At 72.5% G+C, this 17,057-nt stretch carries 21 protein-coding genes, 1 tRNA gene and 1 pseudogene; 11 read left to right on the top strand and 12 right to left on the bottom strand.

Annotated elements, in window-relative coordinates; genetic code table 11:
• The first annotated feature begins 102 nt into the window (after nt 1-102).
• On the top strand, nt 103-1,068 hold the full coding sequence (locus ACIPYS_RS11680; protein ID WP_093861042.1) for a YafY family protein: 966 nt from the start codon (nt 103-105) through the stop codon (nt 1,066-1,068).
• 86 nt (nt 1,069-1,154) lie between these two features.
• Here ACIPYS_RS11680 and ACIPYS_RS11675 read toward each other — a convergent pair whose 3' ends face one another.
• On the bottom strand, nt 1,155-1,673 hold the full coding sequence (locus ACIPYS_RS11675; RefSeq protein ID WP_093861043.1) for a YbhB/YbcL family Raf kinase inhibitor-like protein: 519 nt from the start codon (nt 1,671-1,673) through the stop codon (nt 1,155-1,157).
• 119 nt (nt 1,674-1,792) lie between these two features.
• Here ACIPYS_RS11675 and ACIPYS_RS11670 point away from each other — a divergent pair, with 119 nt between their 5' ends.
• The 3 genes from ACIPYS_RS11670 (at nt 1,793) to ACIPYS_RS11660 (ending at nt 4,842) form a co-directional block, all read left to right on the top strand.
• Nucleotides 1,793-2,470, top strand: a complete 678-nt coding sequence (locus ACIPYS_RS11670; protein WP_400745514.1) for a rhomboid family intramembrane serine protease — start codon at nt 1,793-1,795, stop codon at nt 2,468-2,470.
• A 99-nt stretch (nt 2,471-2,569) separates the two neighbouring features.
• Nucleotides 2,570-3,733 carry a hypothetical protein gene (locus ACIPYS_RS11665; protein ID WP_400745512.1) on the top strand — a complete coding sequence of 388 codons (1,164 nt, stop codon included), beginning with the start codon at nt 2,570-2,572 and terminating at the stop codon, nt 3,731-3,733.
• A 110-nt stretch (nt 3,734-3,843) separates the two neighbouring features.
• Entirely contained in the window at nt 3,844-4,842 is a 999-nt protein-coding gene (locus ACIPYS_RS11660; protein WP_400745510.1) for a hypothetical protein, read from the top strand.
• Nucleotides 4,843-4,857: 15 nt separating this feature from the next.
• On the opposite strand, the gene ACIPYS_RS11655 is transcribed toward ACIPYS_RS11660, so the two are convergent.
• The gene (locus ACIPYS_RS11655; RefSeq protein ID WP_400745508.1) at nt 4,858-6,456 is read right to left on the bottom strand and encodes a helicase HerA-like domain-containing protein; all 1,599 of its coding nucleotides are present in this window, start codon (nt 6,454-6,456) and stop codon (nt 4,858-4,860) included.
• A gap of 192 nt (nt 6,457-6,648) precedes the next feature.
• On the opposite strand from ACIPYS_RS11655, the gene ACIPYS_RS11650 reads away from it, so the two are divergent.
• Together ACIPYS_RS11650 and ACIPYS_RS11645 are read left to right on the top strand one after the other, a co-directional pair.
• Nucleotides 6,649-6,945: a type II toxin-antitoxin system VapB family antitoxin gene (locus ACIPYS_RS11650; RefSeq protein ID WP_030061387.1), complete on the top strand. Its 297-nt coding sequence runs from the start codon at nt 6,649-6,651 to the stop codon at nt 6,943-6,945.
• Between the two features lie 243 nt (nt 6,946-7,188).
• Nucleotides 7,189-7,857, top strand: a complete 669-nt coding sequence (locus ACIPYS_RS11645; protein ID WP_231978794.1) for a LytR C-terminal domain-containing protein — start codon at nt 7,189-7,191, stop codon at nt 7,855-7,857.
• A gap of 89 nt (nt 7,858-7,946) precedes the next feature.
• On the opposite strand, the gene upp is transcribed toward ACIPYS_RS11645, so the two are convergent.
• Complete coding sequence (upp, locus tag ACIPYS_RS11640; RefSeq protein ID WP_093861048.1) at nt 7,947-8,582, bottom strand: uracil phosphoribosyltransferase; 636 nt, start codon at nt 8,580-8,582, stop codon at nt 7,947-7,949.
• A 173-nt stretch (nt 8,583-8,755) separates the two neighbouring features.
• Between upp and ACIPYS_RS11635 the strand changes: the two genes are divergently transcribed.
• The 5 genes from ACIPYS_RS11635 (at nt 8,756) to ACIPYS_RS11615 (ending at nt 10,879) form a co-directional block, all read left to right on the top strand.
• The gene (locus ACIPYS_RS11635; protein WP_093861049.1) at nt 8,756-8,992 is read left to right on the top strand and encodes a hypothetical protein; all 237 of its coding nucleotides are present in this window, start codon (nt 8,756-8,758) and stop codon (nt 8,990-8,992) included.
• A gap of 289 nt (nt 8,993-9,281) precedes the next feature.
• On the top strand, nt 9,282-9,779 hold the full coding sequence (locus ACIPYS_RS11630; protein WP_231978635.1) for a hypothetical protein: 498 nt from the start codon (nt 9,282-9,284) through the stop codon (nt 9,777-9,779).
• Between the two features lie 57 nt (nt 9,780-9,836).
• Nucleotides 9,837-10,403, top strand: coding sequence for a tRNA adenosine(34) deaminase TadA (tadA, locus tag ACIPYS_RS11625; protein ID WP_400745505.1), 567 nt, complete (start codon nt 9,837-9,839; stop codon nt 10,401-10,403).
• Nucleotides 10,404-10,413: 10 nt separating this feature from the next.
• Nucleotides 10,414-10,503: transfer RNA gene (locus tag ACIPYS_RS11620), tRNA-Ser, on the top strand.
• Nucleotides 10,504-10,663: 160 nt separating this feature from the next.
• Entirely contained in the window at nt 10,664-10,879 is a 216-nt protein-coding gene (locus ACIPYS_RS11615; RefSeq protein WP_400745503.1) for a hypothetical protein, read from the top strand.
• Nucleotides 10,880-10,937: 58 nt separating this feature from the next.
• Here ACIPYS_RS11615 and ACIPYS_RS11610 read toward each other — a convergent pair whose 3' ends face one another.
• The 9 genes and pseudogenes from ACIPYS_RS11610 to ACIPYS_RS11570 form a co-directional block, all read right to left on the bottom strand.
• Nucleotides 10,938-12,182, bottom strand: coding sequence for a tyrosine-type recombinase/integrase (locus ACIPYS_RS11610; protein ID WP_400745501.1), 1,245 nt, complete (start codon nt 12,180-12,182; stop codon nt 10,938-10,940).
• 13 nt (nt 12,183-12,195) lie between these two features.
• Entirely contained in the window at nt 12,196-12,432 is a 237-nt protein-coding gene (locus tag ACIPYS_RS11605; protein ID WP_400745499.1) for a helix-turn-helix domain-containing protein, read from the bottom strand.
• A 437-nt stretch (nt 12,433-12,869) separates the two neighbouring features.
• Nucleotides 12,870-14,345 carry an ATP-binding protein gene (locus ACIPYS_RS11600; RefSeq protein WP_400745497.1) on the bottom strand — a complete coding sequence of 492 codons (1,476 nt, stop codon included), beginning with the start codon at nt 14,343-14,345 and terminating at the stop codon, nt 12,870-12,872.
• Nucleotides 14,346-14,347: 2 nt separating this feature from the next.
• Nucleotides 14,348-15,202: a bifunctional DNA primase/polymerase gene (locus tag ACIPYS_RS11595; protein ID WP_400745495.1), complete on the bottom strand. Its 855-nt coding sequence runs from the start codon at nt 15,200-15,202 to the stop codon at nt 14,348-14,350.
• Nucleotides 15,203-15,288: 86 nt separating this feature from the next.
• Nucleotides 15,289-15,495 carry a hypothetical protein gene (locus ACIPYS_RS11590; RefSeq protein WP_400745494.1) on the bottom strand — a complete coding sequence of 69 codons (207 nt, stop codon included), beginning with the start codon at nt 15,493-15,495 and terminating at the stop codon, nt 15,289-15,291.
• Between the two features lie 111 nt (nt 15,496-15,606).
• Nucleotides 15,607-15,786 (bottom strand): hypothetical protein, encoded by a 180-nt coding sequence (locus ACIPYS_RS11585; protein WP_400745492.1) that lies wholly within the window; start codon nt 15,784-15,786, stop codon nt 15,607-15,609.
• Nucleotides 15,787-15,797: 11 nt separating this feature from the next.
• Nucleotides 15,798-16,073, bottom strand: a complete 276-nt coding sequence (locus tag ACIPYS_RS11580) for a hypothetical protein (protein WP_400745491.1) — start codon at nt 16,071-16,073, stop codon at nt 15,798-15,800.
• Nucleotides 16,070-16,279 carry a hypothetical protein gene (locus ACIPYS_RS11575; protein WP_400745489.1) on the bottom strand — a complete coding sequence of 70 codons (210 nt, stop codon included), beginning with the start codon at nt 16,277-16,279 and terminating at the stop codon, nt 16,070-16,072. The genes ACIPYS_RS11580 and ACIPYS_RS11575 overlap by 4 nt, the downstream gene beginning before the upstream one ends.
• Nucleotides 16,280-16,508: 229 nt before the next feature.
• A pseudogene (locus ACIPYS_RS11570) lies at nt 16,509-17,057 on the bottom strand (ATP-binding protein); the annotation flags it as partial.

Below are 17,057 nucleotides of genomic sequence, written 5' to 3'. Positions count from 1 at the left end.
CTGCACCGCACGCTCCTCGTCGCCGTCCGTCATCAGCACACGGACCACATTAGGAAGCATCTAGGTCAGATCCTGACCGCGACTTCGGGCACCCTGGAACCCATGACCGATACCCCGGCACGACTCCTCAGCCTGCTCTCCCTGCTCCAGACCCCGCGCGAGTGGCCCGGCAGCGAGCTCGCCGAACGGCTCCGGGTCAGCCCTCGCACCATCCGCCGCGACATCGACCGGCTCCGCGAGCTCGGCTACCCGGTCGAGGCCTCGATGGGCCCGATCGGCGGCTACCGGCTGGTCGCGGGCACCGCGATGCCGCCGCTGCTGTTGGACGACGAGGAAGCGGTGGCGATCGCGGTCGGCCTGCGCGCCGCCGCCGGACACGCCGTGGTCGGCATCGAGGAGGCCTCGGTGCGTGCCCTCGGCAAGCTGCTCCAGGTGCTGCCCTCCCGGCTGCGCCACCGGGTCTCCACCCTCGACCGGGCCACCCTCCCGCTGCTCGGCGGCGACGGCCCGACCGTCGACCCGGAGGACCTCACCGTGATGGCCAACGCCGTCGCCAACCACGAGCGCCTGCGCTTCGGCTACCGGGCCGGCAACGGCGCCGAGACCCACCGCCAGGTCGAGCCGGAACGCCTGGTGTCGGCCGGCCGCCGCTGGTACCTGGTCGGTTTCGACCTCGACCGGGACGACTGGCGGCTGTTCCGGGTGGACCGGGTCAGCGACCCCTTCGCGACCGGTGCCCGCTTCACCCCTCGCCCGCTCCCGGCCGAGGACGCGGCCGCGTACGTCGCGAGCAAGCTCCGCCGGGAGTCCTCCGCCCACACCCTGGACGCCACCCTGCGGCTGTCCGCCGAGGAAGCCCGGCGGCGTCTGGGCGGCTACGGCGACACCGAGGTGGAACCGGTCGACGAGCACAGCTGCCGGGTGCGCTCCCGCACCGACTCCCTGGACTGGCTGGCGATGCGCCTGCTGATGGCCGGCTGCGACTTCGAGGTGCACTCGCCGCCCGAGCTGCGCACCCTCCTGCGCACCCTCGCCGACCGCGCCGACCGCGCCGCCGACCCGGCCTGAGCCGGGTTCCTGAGCCGGGGCCGAAACGGACGGCGGCGCCGTCGCCCGCGGATCACGGGCGGCGGCGCCGCGGTCGGAAACGGTCCTCAGACCCCGAACTCGGCGGTGAGAACGGCCCGCGCCAGGGTGTGGAAGGTGATGTGGAAGCCGATCTGCGCCGCCGGGGTGTCGGCCGTGACGTCCAGGGCGTCCACGTCGAGGGCGTGCACGGCGAAGGCGTAGCGGTGCGCGGGCCCGGGCGGCGGGGCCGCGCCGTCGTACTGGTTGCCCGGGAAGTCGTTGCGCCCGTGGAAGGATCGCTCGCCCGGCAGGTCGCCGTCGGAGGCCCCGGCGCCGCGCGCCAGGCCGGCGGTGTCGGCGGGCAGCCCGAGGGCCAGCCAGTGCCACCAGCCGGAGCCGGTCGGCGCGTCCGGGTCGTAGCAGGTGACGGCGATCGAGCGGGTGCCCTCCGGCAGGCCCGACCAGGCCAGCTGCGGCGAGAGGTTGCCCCCGGCGTGGATGAACTCCTGTGCCAGCGTGCCGCCTTCGGTGATGTCCTGGCTGGTCAGCTCGAAGGACGGCACCTGCGGCAGGAACTCGTACGGCAGCGGCGGACGCACACTCATGGAGGGTCACCTCTCGGCACGGCGGGAAAAGGGGAGGCCCGGACCCGGACACGCGGACCAGGGACAGGATTCACCTTAGTGGGGTGACCAACCGCGCTGCCCGGCCCTACAGTCGGGACATGGCTCCGAGATTCGCCCGACTGCTCCGTGACTCCCGTGCCGCACTCCTCACGATGGTCGGCGTGCTGGCCGTCATCTGGGCGGTCCAGGTGGCGAACTGGCTGGACGACTACCGGCTCTCCTACGAGTACGGCATGAGCTCGGGACGGCTCGACGAGCTGCCCGACCTGCTCACCATGCCGTTCCTGCACTTCGGTTGGGACCACATCGAGGCCAACTCCTGGCCGCTGTTCGCGTTCGGCTTCCTGGCCGCGTACCGGGGCATGAGGCGCTTCCTGCTCGCGACCGCGCTGATCGTGGTGTCCAGCGGACTGACGGTCTGGTGGTTCGAGCGCCCCGACGCCGTCACGGCGGGCGCCAGCGGCGTGGTCTACGGGTATTTCGGCTACGTGGTGCTGCGCGGGATCTTCGACCGCAACCCGGCGGACACGGTGATCGGTGTGGTCGTCGCCGCGCTCTACTCCTACCTCCTGCTGGGCGTGCTGCCGAGCGCCCAGGGGGTCAGCTGGCTGGGCCACCTCGGCGGGCTGATCGGCGGGCTGGCCGGCGCCTGGCTGCTGCGCGACCGCACCCCGCGGCGCACGGCGGGCGCGGCCACGGCCGCCGCGGGCACCGGCCCGACCCCCGCGAGCCCCGCCGGCGCGCTGCTCAAGGAGCTCGACGACCTGGGCATCTAGGCCCTCTTCCGGACCACGCCACCCCGGCCAGGTATAGACCATTCCCCGCCCCGGCGGTTAGCGTGAACGGGCACCTGCCCCCTGCTCCGGAGCCGCACCGTGGAGTCGTCCGTCCTCGCCTTCGCCACCGACCTCCTCGACGAGGGCGCCGACACCTTCTTCGGCAACCTCACCGACCGGGCCGGGGTCGGCGGTGTCACCCTCGCCTCGGTCTACCACGAGGCCCGCGACGTCTTCCCGCACAACCCCCGCCGGGTGATCCGCTACCTGGAGCCGGGCGCGGCCTACTTCCGCCCCGACCCGGCCCGCTGGTCCGGGCAGCGGCTGCGGCCCGTGCCCTCCACCGCGATCGGCGACCGCGATCCGTTCGCCGAGGCCGCCGAGGAGGCCCGCCGGCGTGGCCTGAAGCTGCACGCGTGGACGGTTTTCTGCCACAACGACCGGCTCGGCTTCGAACACCCGGACTGCGCCCCCGCCAACGCCTTCGGGGACCGCCACCTCACCGAGCTCTGCCCGGCCCACCCCGAGGTCCGCGCGTACGCCCGCACCCTGGTCACCGAGCTGGCCCGGTACGGCGTGGACGCGGTCCGGGCCGAGTCGCTGCACTTCCACGGCCTGCGCCACGGCTACCACCACGAGCGCTACTTCGAGGAGCTGGGCGCGGCCGCCGAGGCCCTGCTCGGCCTCTGCTTCTGCGCGCACTGCCGGGCCGCCGCCGTCCGCGCGGGCGTCCCCGCCGAGGAGGCCGCCGCGGCGGTCCGCACCGAGCTGCGCCGCCGGCTGGCCGACGACACCGCCGCCGCCGAGCCCGCCGCACTGGACGAGCTGGCCGGCGGCGCCGTGGCCGCCTACGTGGACGCCTCGGCCGCGACCGTGACCTCGCTGGCCGCCGAGCTGACCGAGGAGGCGGCCGGCCACGGCATGCGGCTGAGCTTCATGGACGGCGGCGGCCCGGGCACCGGCTGGCTCTCCGGGATCGACCTGCCGGGGCTGGCGAAGGCCGCCCACCAGATCGAGACGCTGGGCTACGCCCGCACGCCCGAGGCGGTCCGGGAGAAGCTCGCCGCCTTCGCCCTGCACGGCGTGCGTCCGCAGGACATGGCGGTGATCCTGCGCCCGATGGCCTCGGACTGCGACGGCCCGGCCAACCTCGCCGCCAAGATCGCCGTGCTGCGCGAGCTGGGCGTCCCGGAGGTCGAGTTCTACCACTACGGCCTGATGCGGCTGTCCTCCCTCGACCGGATCGGCGCCGCCCTGGCCTGAAGCTGCCACGGCCGGAACCGATCGCTCACCCGTACGGCTGAATCTGGCCGTGCCGACACGTGCTCCCTAAGCTCCCCTCAGTCGTGATCGTCCGACGAGGGGGAGCACCCATGACCGCATCACCGATCAGCCGCCGCCGTCTGCTCGCCGGAGCCGCCGGCACCGCCGGGGCCGCCGCCCTGGCGGGCACCGTCGGCGCCACCGGGGCCGCCGCGGCCACCGTCCCGGCGCCCAGCCCGTACACGCTGAAGCTGCCGCACCAGATCGAGGCCGAGGCCCTGGTCGACAACCTGCGCCTGCGTCCCTGGGACCAGAACGCCAACCGGTACAAGACGGCCGGCGAGTTCGAGGACGTCCACACCACCGTCCGCTGGGGCACCGCCGGCCACCCGGAGGAGTTCTACAACCTGGCCCAGTGCTCGTCCTTCATCACCCTGGCCCTCCAGCGCGCCTACGGCACCCAGCCCACCGTGCCCGCCGGCACGCCGATGCCGTGGGGCGGCTACAGCTACGGCTGGGCGACCCGGGAGTACTTCCAGCAGTACTTCATCAAGGACCCGGCCAACACCAACCCCTACCCGACCGCCGAGAAGTACCAGCAGGCCTTCCTCGACCCGGACGCCCTCCCGCACTTCACCCGCGTCACCAAGCCGGTGAACCTGCGCCCCGGCGACCTGGTGGCCCTCGACTACCACCCCGACGAGGACGGCTCCAAGCCGTACACCGGCCACATCGTCATGATCCGCGAGCGCAAGGGCACCTGGTCGGACGCGGCGGTGGACGCCAGGCTCGGCCGTCCGGTCGTGCCGTACGTCTTCGAGATCATCGACTGCACCAGCGACCCGCACGGCAACCCGGCGAACGGCGGCACCGCGACCGACCTCTACCGGGCCTTCCCCGACACCCGGATCGAGGAGGTCCCCACCACCGGCGGCACCTCGGCCTGGCGGGAGCACGACGGCGTCGGCTACGGCCACATGGTCTTCTACGCGGACGCCGACACCAAGCTGTTCGCCGGCTACCGGTGGAGCCTCAACAGCACGGTGCCGCGCTCCGTCGCCGAGCGCCCGATCTCGGCCGGCCGGGTCTGGCTCACCGACAGCATCTGAGCCGGGAGCGCCCCTTCACCGCCGCCGCCGGGACGTCCCGAACAGGCTCCGGGAGATCTCCCGCCCGAGCTGGGTCCCGGCGGACCGGGCGAAGGACTTGAGCGCCGGGTTGTTCATCAGCGACCCCAGCAGCCCGCCGCTCTCCTGCGCCCGCTCCTGCGCCCGCTCCGGCGCCCGCTCCGACGGGCGTTCCGGCGCCCGCTCCCGCTCGGGCTCCGCACCGCCCCCGGGCTCCGGCACCGGTTCCGCCTCCGGCCGGGCCGCCCGCGCCGCCAGCTTCTCGTACGCCGACTCCCGGTCGATCGCGTCCCGGTACTTCCCGGCCAGCGCCGACCCGTCCACCGCGGCCTGCAGCACCGCCGGCCCGATCGGCCCCATCAGCGACTGCGGCGCCCGCAGCCTGGTCGCCGCCACCGGCGTCGGCGCGCCCTTCTCGGACAGCACGGTGATCACCGCCTCACCGGTCCCGAGCGAGGTCAGCACCTCCCCCAGGTCGTAGGCGGGCGACTTCGGGAAGGTCGAGACGGTCGCCTTCAGCGCCTTGGCGTCGTCCGGGGTGAACGCCCGCAGCGCGTGCTGCACCCGGTTGCCCAGCTGCGCCAGCACGTCCGCCGGCACGTCCTTCGGCGTCTGGGTGACGAAGAAGATCCCGACCCCCTTCGACCGGATCAGCCGGACGGTCTGGGTGATCGCCTCCAGGAAGGCCTTGGAGGCGCCCTTGAACAGCAGGTGCGCCTCGTCGAAGAAGAACACCAGCTTCGGCCGGTCGAGGTCCCCGACCTCCGGCAGCTCCTGGTAGAGATCGGCGAGCAGCCACATCAGGAAGGTCGAGAACAGCCGCGGCCGGTCCTGCACCGCCGGCAGCTCCAGCACCGAGACCACGCCCGCCCCGCCGTCCGCCGTCCGCAGCAGCTCCGCGGTGTCGAACTCCGGCTCGCCGAAGAACGCCCCGGCCCCCTCGTTCTCCAGCAGGGTGAGCGAGCGCAGGATCACCCCGGCGGTGGCGGCGGAGATCCCGCCGATGCCCTTCAGCTCCTCCTTGCCCTCGGGCGAGGTCAGGAAGGCGATGACCGCCGTGAGGTCCTTGAGGTCGTAGAGCTCCAGACCGTTGCGGTCGGCGTAGTGGAAGACCAGACCGAGCGAGGCCTCCTGGGTCTCGTTCAGGTCCAGCACCTTGGCCAGCAGCAGCGGGCCGAAGCTGGTCACGGTCGCCCGCAGCGGGATGCCGCTGCCCAGGCCCCCGAGCGCGTAGAACTCGGCCGGGCAGCCGTGCGGCCGCCAGTCCTGGCCCACCTCGGCGGCCCGGGCCGCGGTCCGCTCCCCCGGCTCGCCGGGGGCGGCCACCCCGGAGACGTCCCCCTTGATGTCGGCGAGGAACACCGGCACGCCCTGGGCGGACAGCTGCTCGGCGATCAGCTGGAGGGTCTTGGTCTTGCCGGTGCCGGTGGCTCCTGCCACCAGCCCGTGCCGGTTGAGCACCGCGAGCGGCACCCGCACCGGGGCACCGGCGTACGCGGTGCCGTCCAGCAGCACCGCCCCGAGGTCCAGCGCGGGCCCGGTGAAGGCGTACCCGTCGGCGATCTCCCGGACGGCGGACGGAACGAGAGCGGACATCGGGCACCCTCCCGGGCGGTGCGGCGGCCCCGCGGGCCGGAGGAACGGGTATCGATCCCGCGAGATCCCTCGAGGGATCTACACGACATTTCCCATGAAACAGCCGCAATCCACCGCCCGCAGCTCGCACCGGTGCGCGTGGCGACCCCATGGCTGCTGGGCCATCCGCCGTCCGAACGGTAGGCTTTCCGTGTGATCTTCAAGCGCATCGGCAATGGTCGGCCGTACCCGGATCACGGCCGTACCAGCACCCGCCAGTGGGCGGACGTCGCCCCGCGCCCGGTGCGACTCGACCAGCTGGTGACCACCAAGGGACAACTGGATCTGGAGACCCTCCTGGCGGAGGACTCCACCTTCTACGGGGACCTCTTCGCGCACGTCGTGAAGTGGCACGGGGACCTGTACCTGGAGGACGGACTGCACCGCGCGGTCCGCGCCGCGCTCCAGCAGCGCCAGGTGCTGCACGCCCGTGTCCTCGAGATGGAATGACCACCGGGCCGGTTCACCCGGCCGCACGTGTCGGACCGCCCCCCGGTCAGTACCGGGGGGCGGTCCGTTCGTACCGGGGTGCCGCCATTCGGGTCCCGGAGTACCCCGGATGATGATCGTTTAGTACCTTCGCGGCAGTACGGCACTAATCTGCTGACTACGGCCGCGATCGCCTTCCCGCGACGCCGCGCCGCACCTTCACCCGATCCCCGCCCCGGCACGAGGGGGAGACAAACCGTGAGCATGTTGACTCCCCAAGGTCTGAAGGGGAAGCAGTACCGGATCACCGGCAACGCCTATCCGCGACTGGGCCGCCCGCCGAAGAAGAGCCGCAAGGTGTTCGCACTGCTCGGCGCGCTGCTCGCGCTGGCGCTGATCGGCCTCGGCGGCGTCCAGCTCTGGGACATCTTCAGCGGCAAGGGCAAGAACGCCTCCGCCCAGGCCTGCGCCGGACCCTCCGGCAAGCCGCTGGCTGCCCCGACCCCGGAGGCGCCGACCGTCCCCGGCACGGCCGCCGCCCCGATCGACCCGGCGGCGGTCCCGCAGCCCGCGGCCGTCACCGTGAACGTCTACAACGCGACCGCCAAGGCGGGCCTGGCCGCCCGCACCGCCGAGGAGCTCAAGAAGCGGGGCTTCACCATCGGCAAGGTCGGCAACGCCCCGGCGGAGCTGGACAAGAAGGTGCCCGGCACCGCCCAGGTGGTCGCCGGCCCGGCCGGCGCCGGAGCGGCCACCCTGGTCGGCTCGGTGATCGCCGGAGCCACCAGCACCGCCGACGCCCGGACCGACGGCACCGTGGACTTCGTCATCGGCGACAGCTACAACACGCTGCTCGACGACACCCAGGCCGCCGCCGCGCTGGCCCTGGCCACCCGGCCGGTCCCCGCCCCGAGCAGCACCGGCAGCTGCTGACCCGCCCGGGGCCCGACCCCGGACCCGAACGCGACGGAGCCCCCCGGTTCACCACCGGGGGGCTCCGTCGCATCCGTGTCCGGACGGGTTCAGCCCGCGGTGCCGTACAGGCGGTCGCCCGCGTCGCCGAGACCCGGGACGATGTAGCCGTTCTCGTTCAGCCGCTCGTCGACGGCCGCGGTGACCACGGTGACCGGCAGGCCGGACAGCTCGCGCTCCATCACCTCGACGCCCTCCGGGGCGGCCAGCAGCACCACGGCGGTGACATCGGTGGCGCCGCGCTCGATCAGCATCCGGATCGCCGCGACCAGCGTGCCGCCGGTGGCCAGCATCGGGTCGAGCACGTACACCTGGCGGCCGGACAGGTCGTCCGGCATCCGGGTGGCGTAGGTGGAGGCCTCCAGGGTCTCCTCGTTGCGCACCATGCCCAGGAAACCGACCTCGGCGGTCGGCAGCAGCCGGGTCATGCCGTCCAGCATGCCGAGGCCGGCCCGCAGGATCGGCACCACCAGCGGGCGCGGGTAGGACAGCCGGGTGCCGGTGGTGACGGCCACCGGGGTGGTGATCTCCACCTCCTCGGTGCGGACGTCCCGGGTGGCCTCGTACGCGAGGAGGGTCACCAGCTCGTCGGTCAGGCGACGGAAGGTCGGCGAGTCGGTGCGCTCGTCGCGCAGGGTGGAGAGCTTGTGGGCGACCAGGGGGTGGTCGACGACGTGGATCCGCATGCGTCGAGGTTAGCCCGCGCCCGGACGCCCGTACGACACGCCGTGCCAGACCGCGCCGCGCGCCGCCCGGACCGGCCCTCACTCTGCCGTGACGCGCGGTGACGCACCGCGAATGTCCGGACGGAACGGCCTCCTGTGGTATCAACCCGGCCGATCTGGGAAAGTCAGGTCCTATGACGAGCAACCCGCACCACGGGAACGGCTCGGCGGACGGGGCCCCGACCTCGTCGGGCGGCCTCTCGGGCCCGCCCCCGGACCGTCCGGAGACCGAGGCGGAGCGCCGCAGGCGCCGCGCTGTCTTCCTGCGCGAACTCACCGAGGCCCGCGAACTGCGTGAGCGGGTCCAGCCGCGCCGCACCAAGGAACGCCGGATGCGCGAGGCGATGCGGATGCGAACCTTCCGGATCTGACGGGCTCTCCACGGGTTCTCCACAGTCCCGCTGCCACCCGGTCGCCGTACACCGTCCGGCGGCCAACCCTTCCGACACGACCTGCAAAGACGCGCTGCAGAACACCCCCCGCAGAGCCTGGCTTTCTGTCACGATTCCGATGGGACGGTCCGAACAGCGGGCCGCCTCTGGCGCGGGGGCGGCCAGTTCCGCGTCGCCCGAGCGCGCCGACAGCCGAGACGAGATCTTGGGAGTGTCCCTGGTGGCGTACTTCGCTGCAGTGCTTGCTCGCTCCGAGGACGGGTGGGACGTGAGCGAGACGGAGCTCGACTCCGTCGAAACCCTCGCCGACCTGGCCGATCTGGCCCGCGGGGCGGCCCAGGACGACGACAGCGTCCTGGTCTTCATCGAACAGGAGGACGCCTGGTTCGCCATCGTCCGGGTGGACGGCGAGGAGGACCCGCGCATCTTCGTGTCGGACGGCGCCGCCGCCGCCCGCAGCTCCTACGGCTCGGTCCTCACCGACGAACTGGTGGACCAGGCCGGCGAGAGCGAGTTCGGCGACCTCGACAACCTGGTCGCCGAGCTGGAGGAGGAGGCCGAGGCCGAGGAGCAGGACGACGAGGAGGGCGAGGGCCACAACGGTGTCCCGGTCGGCCCGCTCGGCGACGCGCACCTGCTGACCGAGTTCGGACTCGCCGCGGACGCCCTGCTCTCCCTCAGCGGCGAGGGCGCGGTGCCCGGCGACGCCCTGGAGGAGATCGCCGAGGCGCTCGGCTGCGGCGAGGTGCTGGAGGCCGTCCGGTAACACCCCGTGTCCACCGCCCGCACGGCCGGACCCCCGCCATGCCCGACACTGGATGCCATGCAGTCCGCCCGCCCGATCCCGCCGCTGCCCGCTCCCGTCCGCCCCGATCCGGTCCGCGACCGCTGGGCGGCGCCGATGCGCCTCGCCATCGCCGAGGCCGCCCTGGCGCCGGCCACCGGTGACGTCCCGGTCGGGGCGCTCGTCCTCGGCCCCGACGGCGAGATCATCGGCCGGGGCCACAACGTGCGCGAGGCCGTCGGGGACCCGACCGGCCACGCCGAGGTGGTCGCGGTCCGCGAGGCCGCGCGCAGGGTCGGCGAATGGCGGCTGAGCGGCTGCACCCTCGTCGTCACCCTGGAGCCGTGCACCATGTGCGCGGGCGCGATCGTGCTCTCCCGGATCGACCGCGTGGTCTACGGCGCCCTCGACGAGAAGGCCGGCGCGGCCGGCTCGCTCTTCGACGTGATGCGCGACCGGCGGCTCAACCACCGCCCCGAGGTGATCCCGGGCGTCCTCGCCGACGAATGCGGCGAGCAGCTCCGCGCCTTCTTCGACACCCAGCGCGGACCCACCCCCGCGGCCGCCCCGGACAAGGATTTCGTTCCCGCGCCACCCGTCCGGTAGAGTTCCCCTCGGTAGCGTGTCCGAGCGGCCAAAGGAGCACGCCTCGAAAGCGTGTGTGGGGGCAACTTCACCGTGGGTTCGAATCCCACCGCTACCGCCACGAGCAGGACAAACGAGGGCCCCCGACCGGGAACGGTCGGGGGCCCTCGTCGTCTGGTCTCAGTTTTGGTCTCAGTTCAACCAGTTCCGCCACGGGGAAGCCAGATGATTGCCACGATGTGACCTAGGCAACTCGACCTCGCGCGGCAAGGGGAAGTGGCATGGCGAACAGCAGAGACCACTACTGCCACAGATGCAAGACGATCACCGACCACATCAAGGTGAGGCTCGCGGAAGCGTTCGAGCACCTGGGCCTCGCTATGGAAATCACCGGCTCAATGGCTGAGACGATCGGGCTCGACAAGGGCTGGATGTGCCGATCGTGCCATCACTACCGCACGTCTGAGAACAAGTGCGTCAGGGGTCAGGGCTGCTGAGTCCGCAGTGGATGCCGGGACTCATGTGTCGCGCTGCAGGTCGATACACGAACCTCCATCAGTCACGTGGCAGCACGCCACCCGCGTCAGCCTCCTTGGCCACCTCCCAGATGAGGCCGCCGATCTGCATCGCCACGTCCCGCCGGATCCGGGCCGTCACGTGCTGGTACCGATGCGTCATGGCGGTGCTGGACCACCCCATGATGTCCATCACGATGCGCTCGGGGACGCCGAGCAGGAGGAGGATCGTCCCGGCGGTGTGACGAGCGTCATGCAGGCGCCCGTCCCGGATGCCGGCGGCGGCGAGCAGTTCCTTCCATCGATCCCAGTCCGTGCGCGGGATGAGCGGGTGGCCGGTCTCGGAGGCGAAGACCCACCCACCTTCCACCCACTCCTGACGGGCGGCCAGCCGCTCCCGGTCCTGCTCCTCCTTGTGGAGCCTGAGCAGCTTCACCAGCTGATCCGGAAGGCCGATCAGCCGCTTACCCGCCCGCGACTTCGTGAGAGCAGCATCGGCGTTCGTCTGCACCCGCTCCGGGCACCTGCCGGCGTGCTTCCGCCCGCACGGGGTCGTACAGCCGTGCCGGTACTTCGGTCGCTGTCGGGCCTGCCGCACCCGCAGACTGCCCCGCTCCAGATCGATGTCCCGCCACTGGAGCCCGAGCGCCTCCCCCTGCCGCAGGCCGAGCGCCAGCGCGATGGCCCACCGACCGCTGTTCCGGTTCTTGCCCGCCTCCAGGAGGAGCGCCTGCACCTCCTCCACCTCGTACGGCTCAACCTCCTCTTCCTCCACCTTGGGCGCGACGGCCAGCGACGCGACGTTCCGGGTGAGGTGCCCGCGTCGGATCGCCTGGTTCAGCGCTGTCCGGATGGTGCGGTGCGCCTGGTGGGCGGTGGCGGGCTTGCTCCCGCTGTCCTGCATCTTCTTGTAGAGCCGTTCGAGGTGCTCCGGCTCCAACTTCTCCAGCCGGTGAGCGCCGACCCCGGGGATCAGGTGGACGTTCACCGCCACCCGATACCCGGCGAGGGTGTTCGGTCGGACGTGCAGCGCGGCAATGTTCTCCACCCAATGGGTGAGCCAGGCCGCGACGGTCCACTTCTTGCCGGCCTTCTGGACGTTGCCGTCGTCCCGCTTCCTCTCCAGCTCCCGGACCTTCTTGGTCACCTCCGCCCGGGACTTCCCCCGGACGTGCCGACGGTCCGGCGTGCCGTCGTCCTTGACCCCGACGGTCACCCGGCCGTGCCACTTGCCGTCTTTGTCCTGGTAAATGCTCGATGCGCCGTTCGGCTGACGGGTCGCCAAGGGTGCTGCCTCCTCAGGCTGCGATGGGGGTGGTGGCGTGCTGCTGCATGCGGCGGCGGGTGAACTCGATGACGGCCTCGGCCGGCACTCGGCGGGCCCGGCCGATCGGGATGGTCTCGATTTCACCGTCGCGGATCAGGGCGTACATGGTGGTGCGGCCGATGCTGAGTCGGCGGGCAGCCTCCTCGACCCTGAGAGCGACGAGGGTGGGGTCGTATTCGGGGGTGTCCTCGGGCGCGGTGGTGGTCATGGTGGTTACTCCTTGGCGAGGGGAGCCGTTGGTGAGGTCCGAGCGCGTTTGTCCGAGGTGGGGATTTCTGCGTCATTGCGTCATCAGCGACATGCGGGCCTCTGACCTGCGCCTTTGTATGACGCGGCGCCCGGGGGCCGCGTCATGGGTGCGTCATGGGCTGCGTCATGGCATGTCGCACATGACGCAGGATGACGCAGCGTCCGGCGCCTGCGTCATGGCCTTCGTCGCAGGTCAGCGGCCGTCTGCCGGTCTCCATGTCGCACATGACGCAGCGTTCCCTCTCTTAGGAAAAAGGGAGGGGGTTTCTGCTGTGGTTCGGTGCGCCTCAGGGCATGAAGCGGAGCCGCTTCGCGGCGCGCTCCTGGGGCGGCTTCGCCGAACAGCAAGAGGAGCACCCGTCGGCGACGCCGGTGCTCCTCTTGCTGTTCGGGCGGTCAGCCCAGCTCGGGCTGTTCGTGCGTCGGGGCGGGGGCGGGGCGGGCCATTTCGAGGTAGCGGCCTTCGTGGGTGCGGCCGGTGTCGATGAGGACGCCCCGGGCGGCGAGGGTGGGCTGAAGGCGCTTGAGCCGGTCGGACAGCACCTTTCCGGTGGTCGGCCAGCCCTTGGGCAGGGCGCGGAAGTCGTCGCCGCTGTGGAGGCGCCCGAGGCAGTGCAGCCACTCGGTCGACGTCATGCGCTGGGCTCCGCCCGGCTCGATGGTCTCGGCGTGCCGCAGGACGGTCTGCGCCAAGAGGTCGCCCTCGATCACGTCGTCATTCAGGTCGTTCAGGCTGGCCCGGTAGACCGGGAGCACCCCGAACCCGGTCGCGGCGTCGAGTTGGGCGCACAGGTGCGCGAAGTCGGCCATGCGCAGGTCGGTGGGGGTGTCGACCTCGGCCGCGCGGACCTGGACCGTGAGGTCGAGCAGGGACCCGAGGACGACGGGCAGCACCTCGGCGTACTCGGCCCACAGCTCCGCTTCGGTGCGCCTCACCTTGGGCCGCTCCAACCGCAGGGGCAGGAGGCGTTCGGCGAGGTCGGGGCGGATGACGCCGACGTCGATGCCGGTCAGGAGCAGGGGCCGGCGGTAGGCGGAGCGGTGGACGTCCCCGTCGGTGAACAGCGCCCGTTTGACGGACTCGATGCCGGTCACGATGCAGCACATGGCGTCGGACAGGTCCGGGGTCATGTGGGAGAGGTTGTCCAGGGCGGTGACCCACCCCGCCGCGACGGCCGCGACCAGGTTCTCCTCGTCCTTCGGGGCCCGGCGCAGGTCCCCGCTCATGCCCTCGATGATCCGCACCATCATCCGGCCGGCCGTGGACTTCCCGGCCCCCTGAGGTCCGGTGAGGAACGGGGCCGGGACCGGCACCCCGGGCCCGAGGCACCCGATCAGCCACGCGATGGCCAGGCACTCGGTCTGGGCGTCGGTGAAGTTCGTCAGCCTCAGCAACAGGTCGATGCCTTTGCCGTCGGTGTCCTTCACCGGAACCGGCAGCTCACCGGTGAGCTGGGTACGGCGCCAGCAGACTTCGCGCGGGTCGGGGACGACGGTGTCCCACCCGGTGGGGTGGATGCGCACGGACAGGCCGTCGGCGCGCCCGAGGTCCAGCCACGTCGCCCCGTCGTGGCCGGGGGCCACCCGGATGTGGACGGGCTGCACCTCCTCGGTCAGGGCCAGAGCCTCGATCAGGTCCAGCGCTTCCTTCATCGAGGTTCCGTTGAAGACACCGCGCCCATCCTTGTACAGGCCTACCAGGAGTTCCTGGCGGTGGCTGCCGGTGGTGCCCTGGGATCGGATCGGGCGGGCCACCGGGTGGCCGTTGCGCTGGGCGTAGACGGTGCCGTCGGCGGTGCGGAAGTACCGGAAGTGTGCCTGCGCGTACTCAGTGATGATCTCCCGCGCCGGGTTCTTCTCGTCATCGGCCACGGCTACAGCCCCAACCGGATCAAGGCGTTCGCCCACGCGTCGGCGCAGTGCCGGGGCGACTCCCCCTTGGCCTGCGCGGCGGCGAACAGCCGCTCCGTGTGGGCCACGGTCAGGCACCCGCACCGCCCGTGCGTCGACAGCACGGCGAGGAACACCCCGAACACGGTGTTGTGCACGGCGGCGGCGGCCTCGCTGATGCGCTGCTCGGCCATGGCGATGCCCCGCGCCAGGAACGTGGGCGTGCGGTGCGGGCACTTCCCGCCCCCGCCCGGGACGGACACCGTGACGGCCGCCGGCCGGACCGGGATGGGCTCCCTGACGACCAGGGCGCGGACGACGTCCGGCAGGGCCGCCATGGTGCCCGTGCCGGGGCCGAGCCACCGGGCGTAGGACATCGACGACTTGACGTCCACGCCGGGCCGGACCGCGTTGGCGGACGGCATGGCGCCCCGGTAGAGCCAGTGCTCGCCCCGGGTGGTCGGCACCACCCGGGTGGCGGGCAGCGTCTCCCGCGCCCACGCGATCGCCTGCGCGTCGTCGAGGTCGACGACGGTCACGCCCGCGCCACCGGGGTGGTAGCCGACGGCCGCCGCGTCCCGCCACGTCCGCGCCCACTCCGGGCTGGTCAGGACGTTGGGGTCGGTGGTGGCGGCGGCCCAACCGTGGCACGGGAACGGGCAGGCGCAGGCCCCGGGGGACTTCATGTTCGGCCGGCCGCCGCACGCGCCGTCGACGCAGCGCGGGCAGTTGCCGAACGGCACCTTCCCGGCCCGCAGCGGCAGCACGGGAACGCCGGAGGCGGCGAGGGAGAGAGCGGCGAGCAGGTGCTCTCCCCGGATGGTGGTCGGATGGGTCATGCTGGGTGGTCTCCTCATCTCGATTGAGCAGGGGAACCGGAGCGGCCGGAAGCCTTGGCGGGATGTGCCGGCCGCTCCGGGCTGAGTCAGCTCTCGTCGGGGGCGCCGTACTTGGCGTCCCAGCGGTCGAACGCCTCCTGCTGGATGCGGTCGGCGCGGTTCTCCAGCCGCTTGGTGGACTTCCCGCGGCTTTCGGCGCGGACGACGCGCACGCCGATGAGGAACAGGCGGGCGGCGTCGCCGATGTTGTCGGCGCCCATCTGGCGGGGGTCGAGATAGGTGCGCTTGGCCATGCGGCCCTCCCGGGGCAACTGGGTGGGAGCGGGCTGTCCGTCCCCGGCACCGCCCGCACCGCGCCCGGCAGGGGCGAGGGGCGGGCGGAACCGGGCTCGGCACAGGCCGGGTCACTCGCTCTCGGAGCCGCAGACGCAGTCCTCGGGGTCGGCGCCCTGCCCGATCCGGCAGGCGCAGTAGATGAAGCCGAACGGCACGCGGATGGGCTCGCCGCCGGGGCAGTGGTCACACTCGCCGGGCGTCCAGTCCTCGGTGTCCTCGTCGGGGGCACAGTCGAAGTCGTCGAACACGGGAAGTCCTTTCAGGCAGCGCGGCGGGCGGCAGGGAAGGGCAGGACGGTGGCGAGCGGGACGTGCTGCTCGGTGGTGGGGGTGGGGGCGCCCTCGCCGCCGTCGGGCGGGGCGCTCGCCTGCCGGGCGGCGCGGTGGGCGCGTTCGGCGGCGGATTCGGCGAGCACCTGCCGGACGGCGGCGGATTCAGCCCTGTCGCCGCGCTGGGAGATGAGGGCGGCGGCGCCGAGGACGGCGCCGGGGCCGAAGAGGACGGCGGCGGTGATCGCGTCGGTGGTGAGACTCATTGGGTTCCCTCCCGGGTGGCGGTGGCGAGCAGGTCCAGGACGGTGGTGCCGAGCGCGGCGGCGCGCTGCTCGATGCCGGTCCAGGACTCGGGGTCGATGTGGAGCAGGGCCGCGAGGGCGGCGGCCGGCCGATGGTCGGCAGCGGCGGTGAGCGCGTCGCGCAGGTGGACGGCGGCCAGCGGCCGCACGCGGACGGGGGTGCTCATGCGGTGGATCCCCTCTCGTCAATGGATGCGGAGAGTGACGGCGTTCGGACAGGGAGGGAGAGGGCCCCCGGGCCGAAGAGCCGGTTTCCGGGGCCCCAGCAGGGGTGGGGGTGGCGCCTCCCTGCCTCCCTGGCGCGCTGATCTGCGCTGATCAGGGGCAGGGTGGGGGTTCAGGGAGGCGGTCAGGGAGAACTCCCTGCCTCCCTCCGGCCTCCCTCACGCGCTTCGGTTACGCTCCGGCGTCCTCGGCGCGGAGCTGGAGGGCGGATTCGACCTTGGCGCGGGAGACGACCATCTGTCCGTCGGACTTGTAGGGGGCGGCGCCGACCGCGTCCAGCACGGTCTTCAGGTCCCCGAACGTCCACTCCCGGTAGGCGCCCGGATCCCGGGCGGCGAGACCGGAAAGCACTTCCTGGGTCCGCATGCGCTTCTCGTCGCCGAGCACGGCCGCGACGTCCGCGAGCGGATCCGTCTCGTCCGGCCGGTCCACGGACGACCGGGTCGTGACCCCGGCACGCCGGGCCTTGGCCCGGCCGGCGATCTCGGCGGCGTGCTCGCCGGAGACGAAGTGCGTGCGGATGGTGATGCTGCTCTGCCCGGGGGCGAGCTTCACGCCGTCCCCGGCCACCACCAGCGTGCCCTTGTCGAGCCCTTGGCGGAGCTTGTGCGGGGCGGCGCCACCATCCACGGCCTTCTCGCCCAGCGCCATTCGCGCCTGCTCCTCGGTGCCCAGCACCAGGGACGCGCGAATGTGGGCGCCCTCGCGGACCATCTTCGG

Origin of the sequence: Kitasatospora sp. NPDC089913, from assembly GCF_044748625.1 — a bacterium.
Lineage (GTDB): Bacteria > Actinomycetota > Actinomycetes > Streptomycetales > Streptomycetaceae > Kitasatospora.
This window is presented reverse-complemented; position numbering and strand designations above follow the sequence as displayed.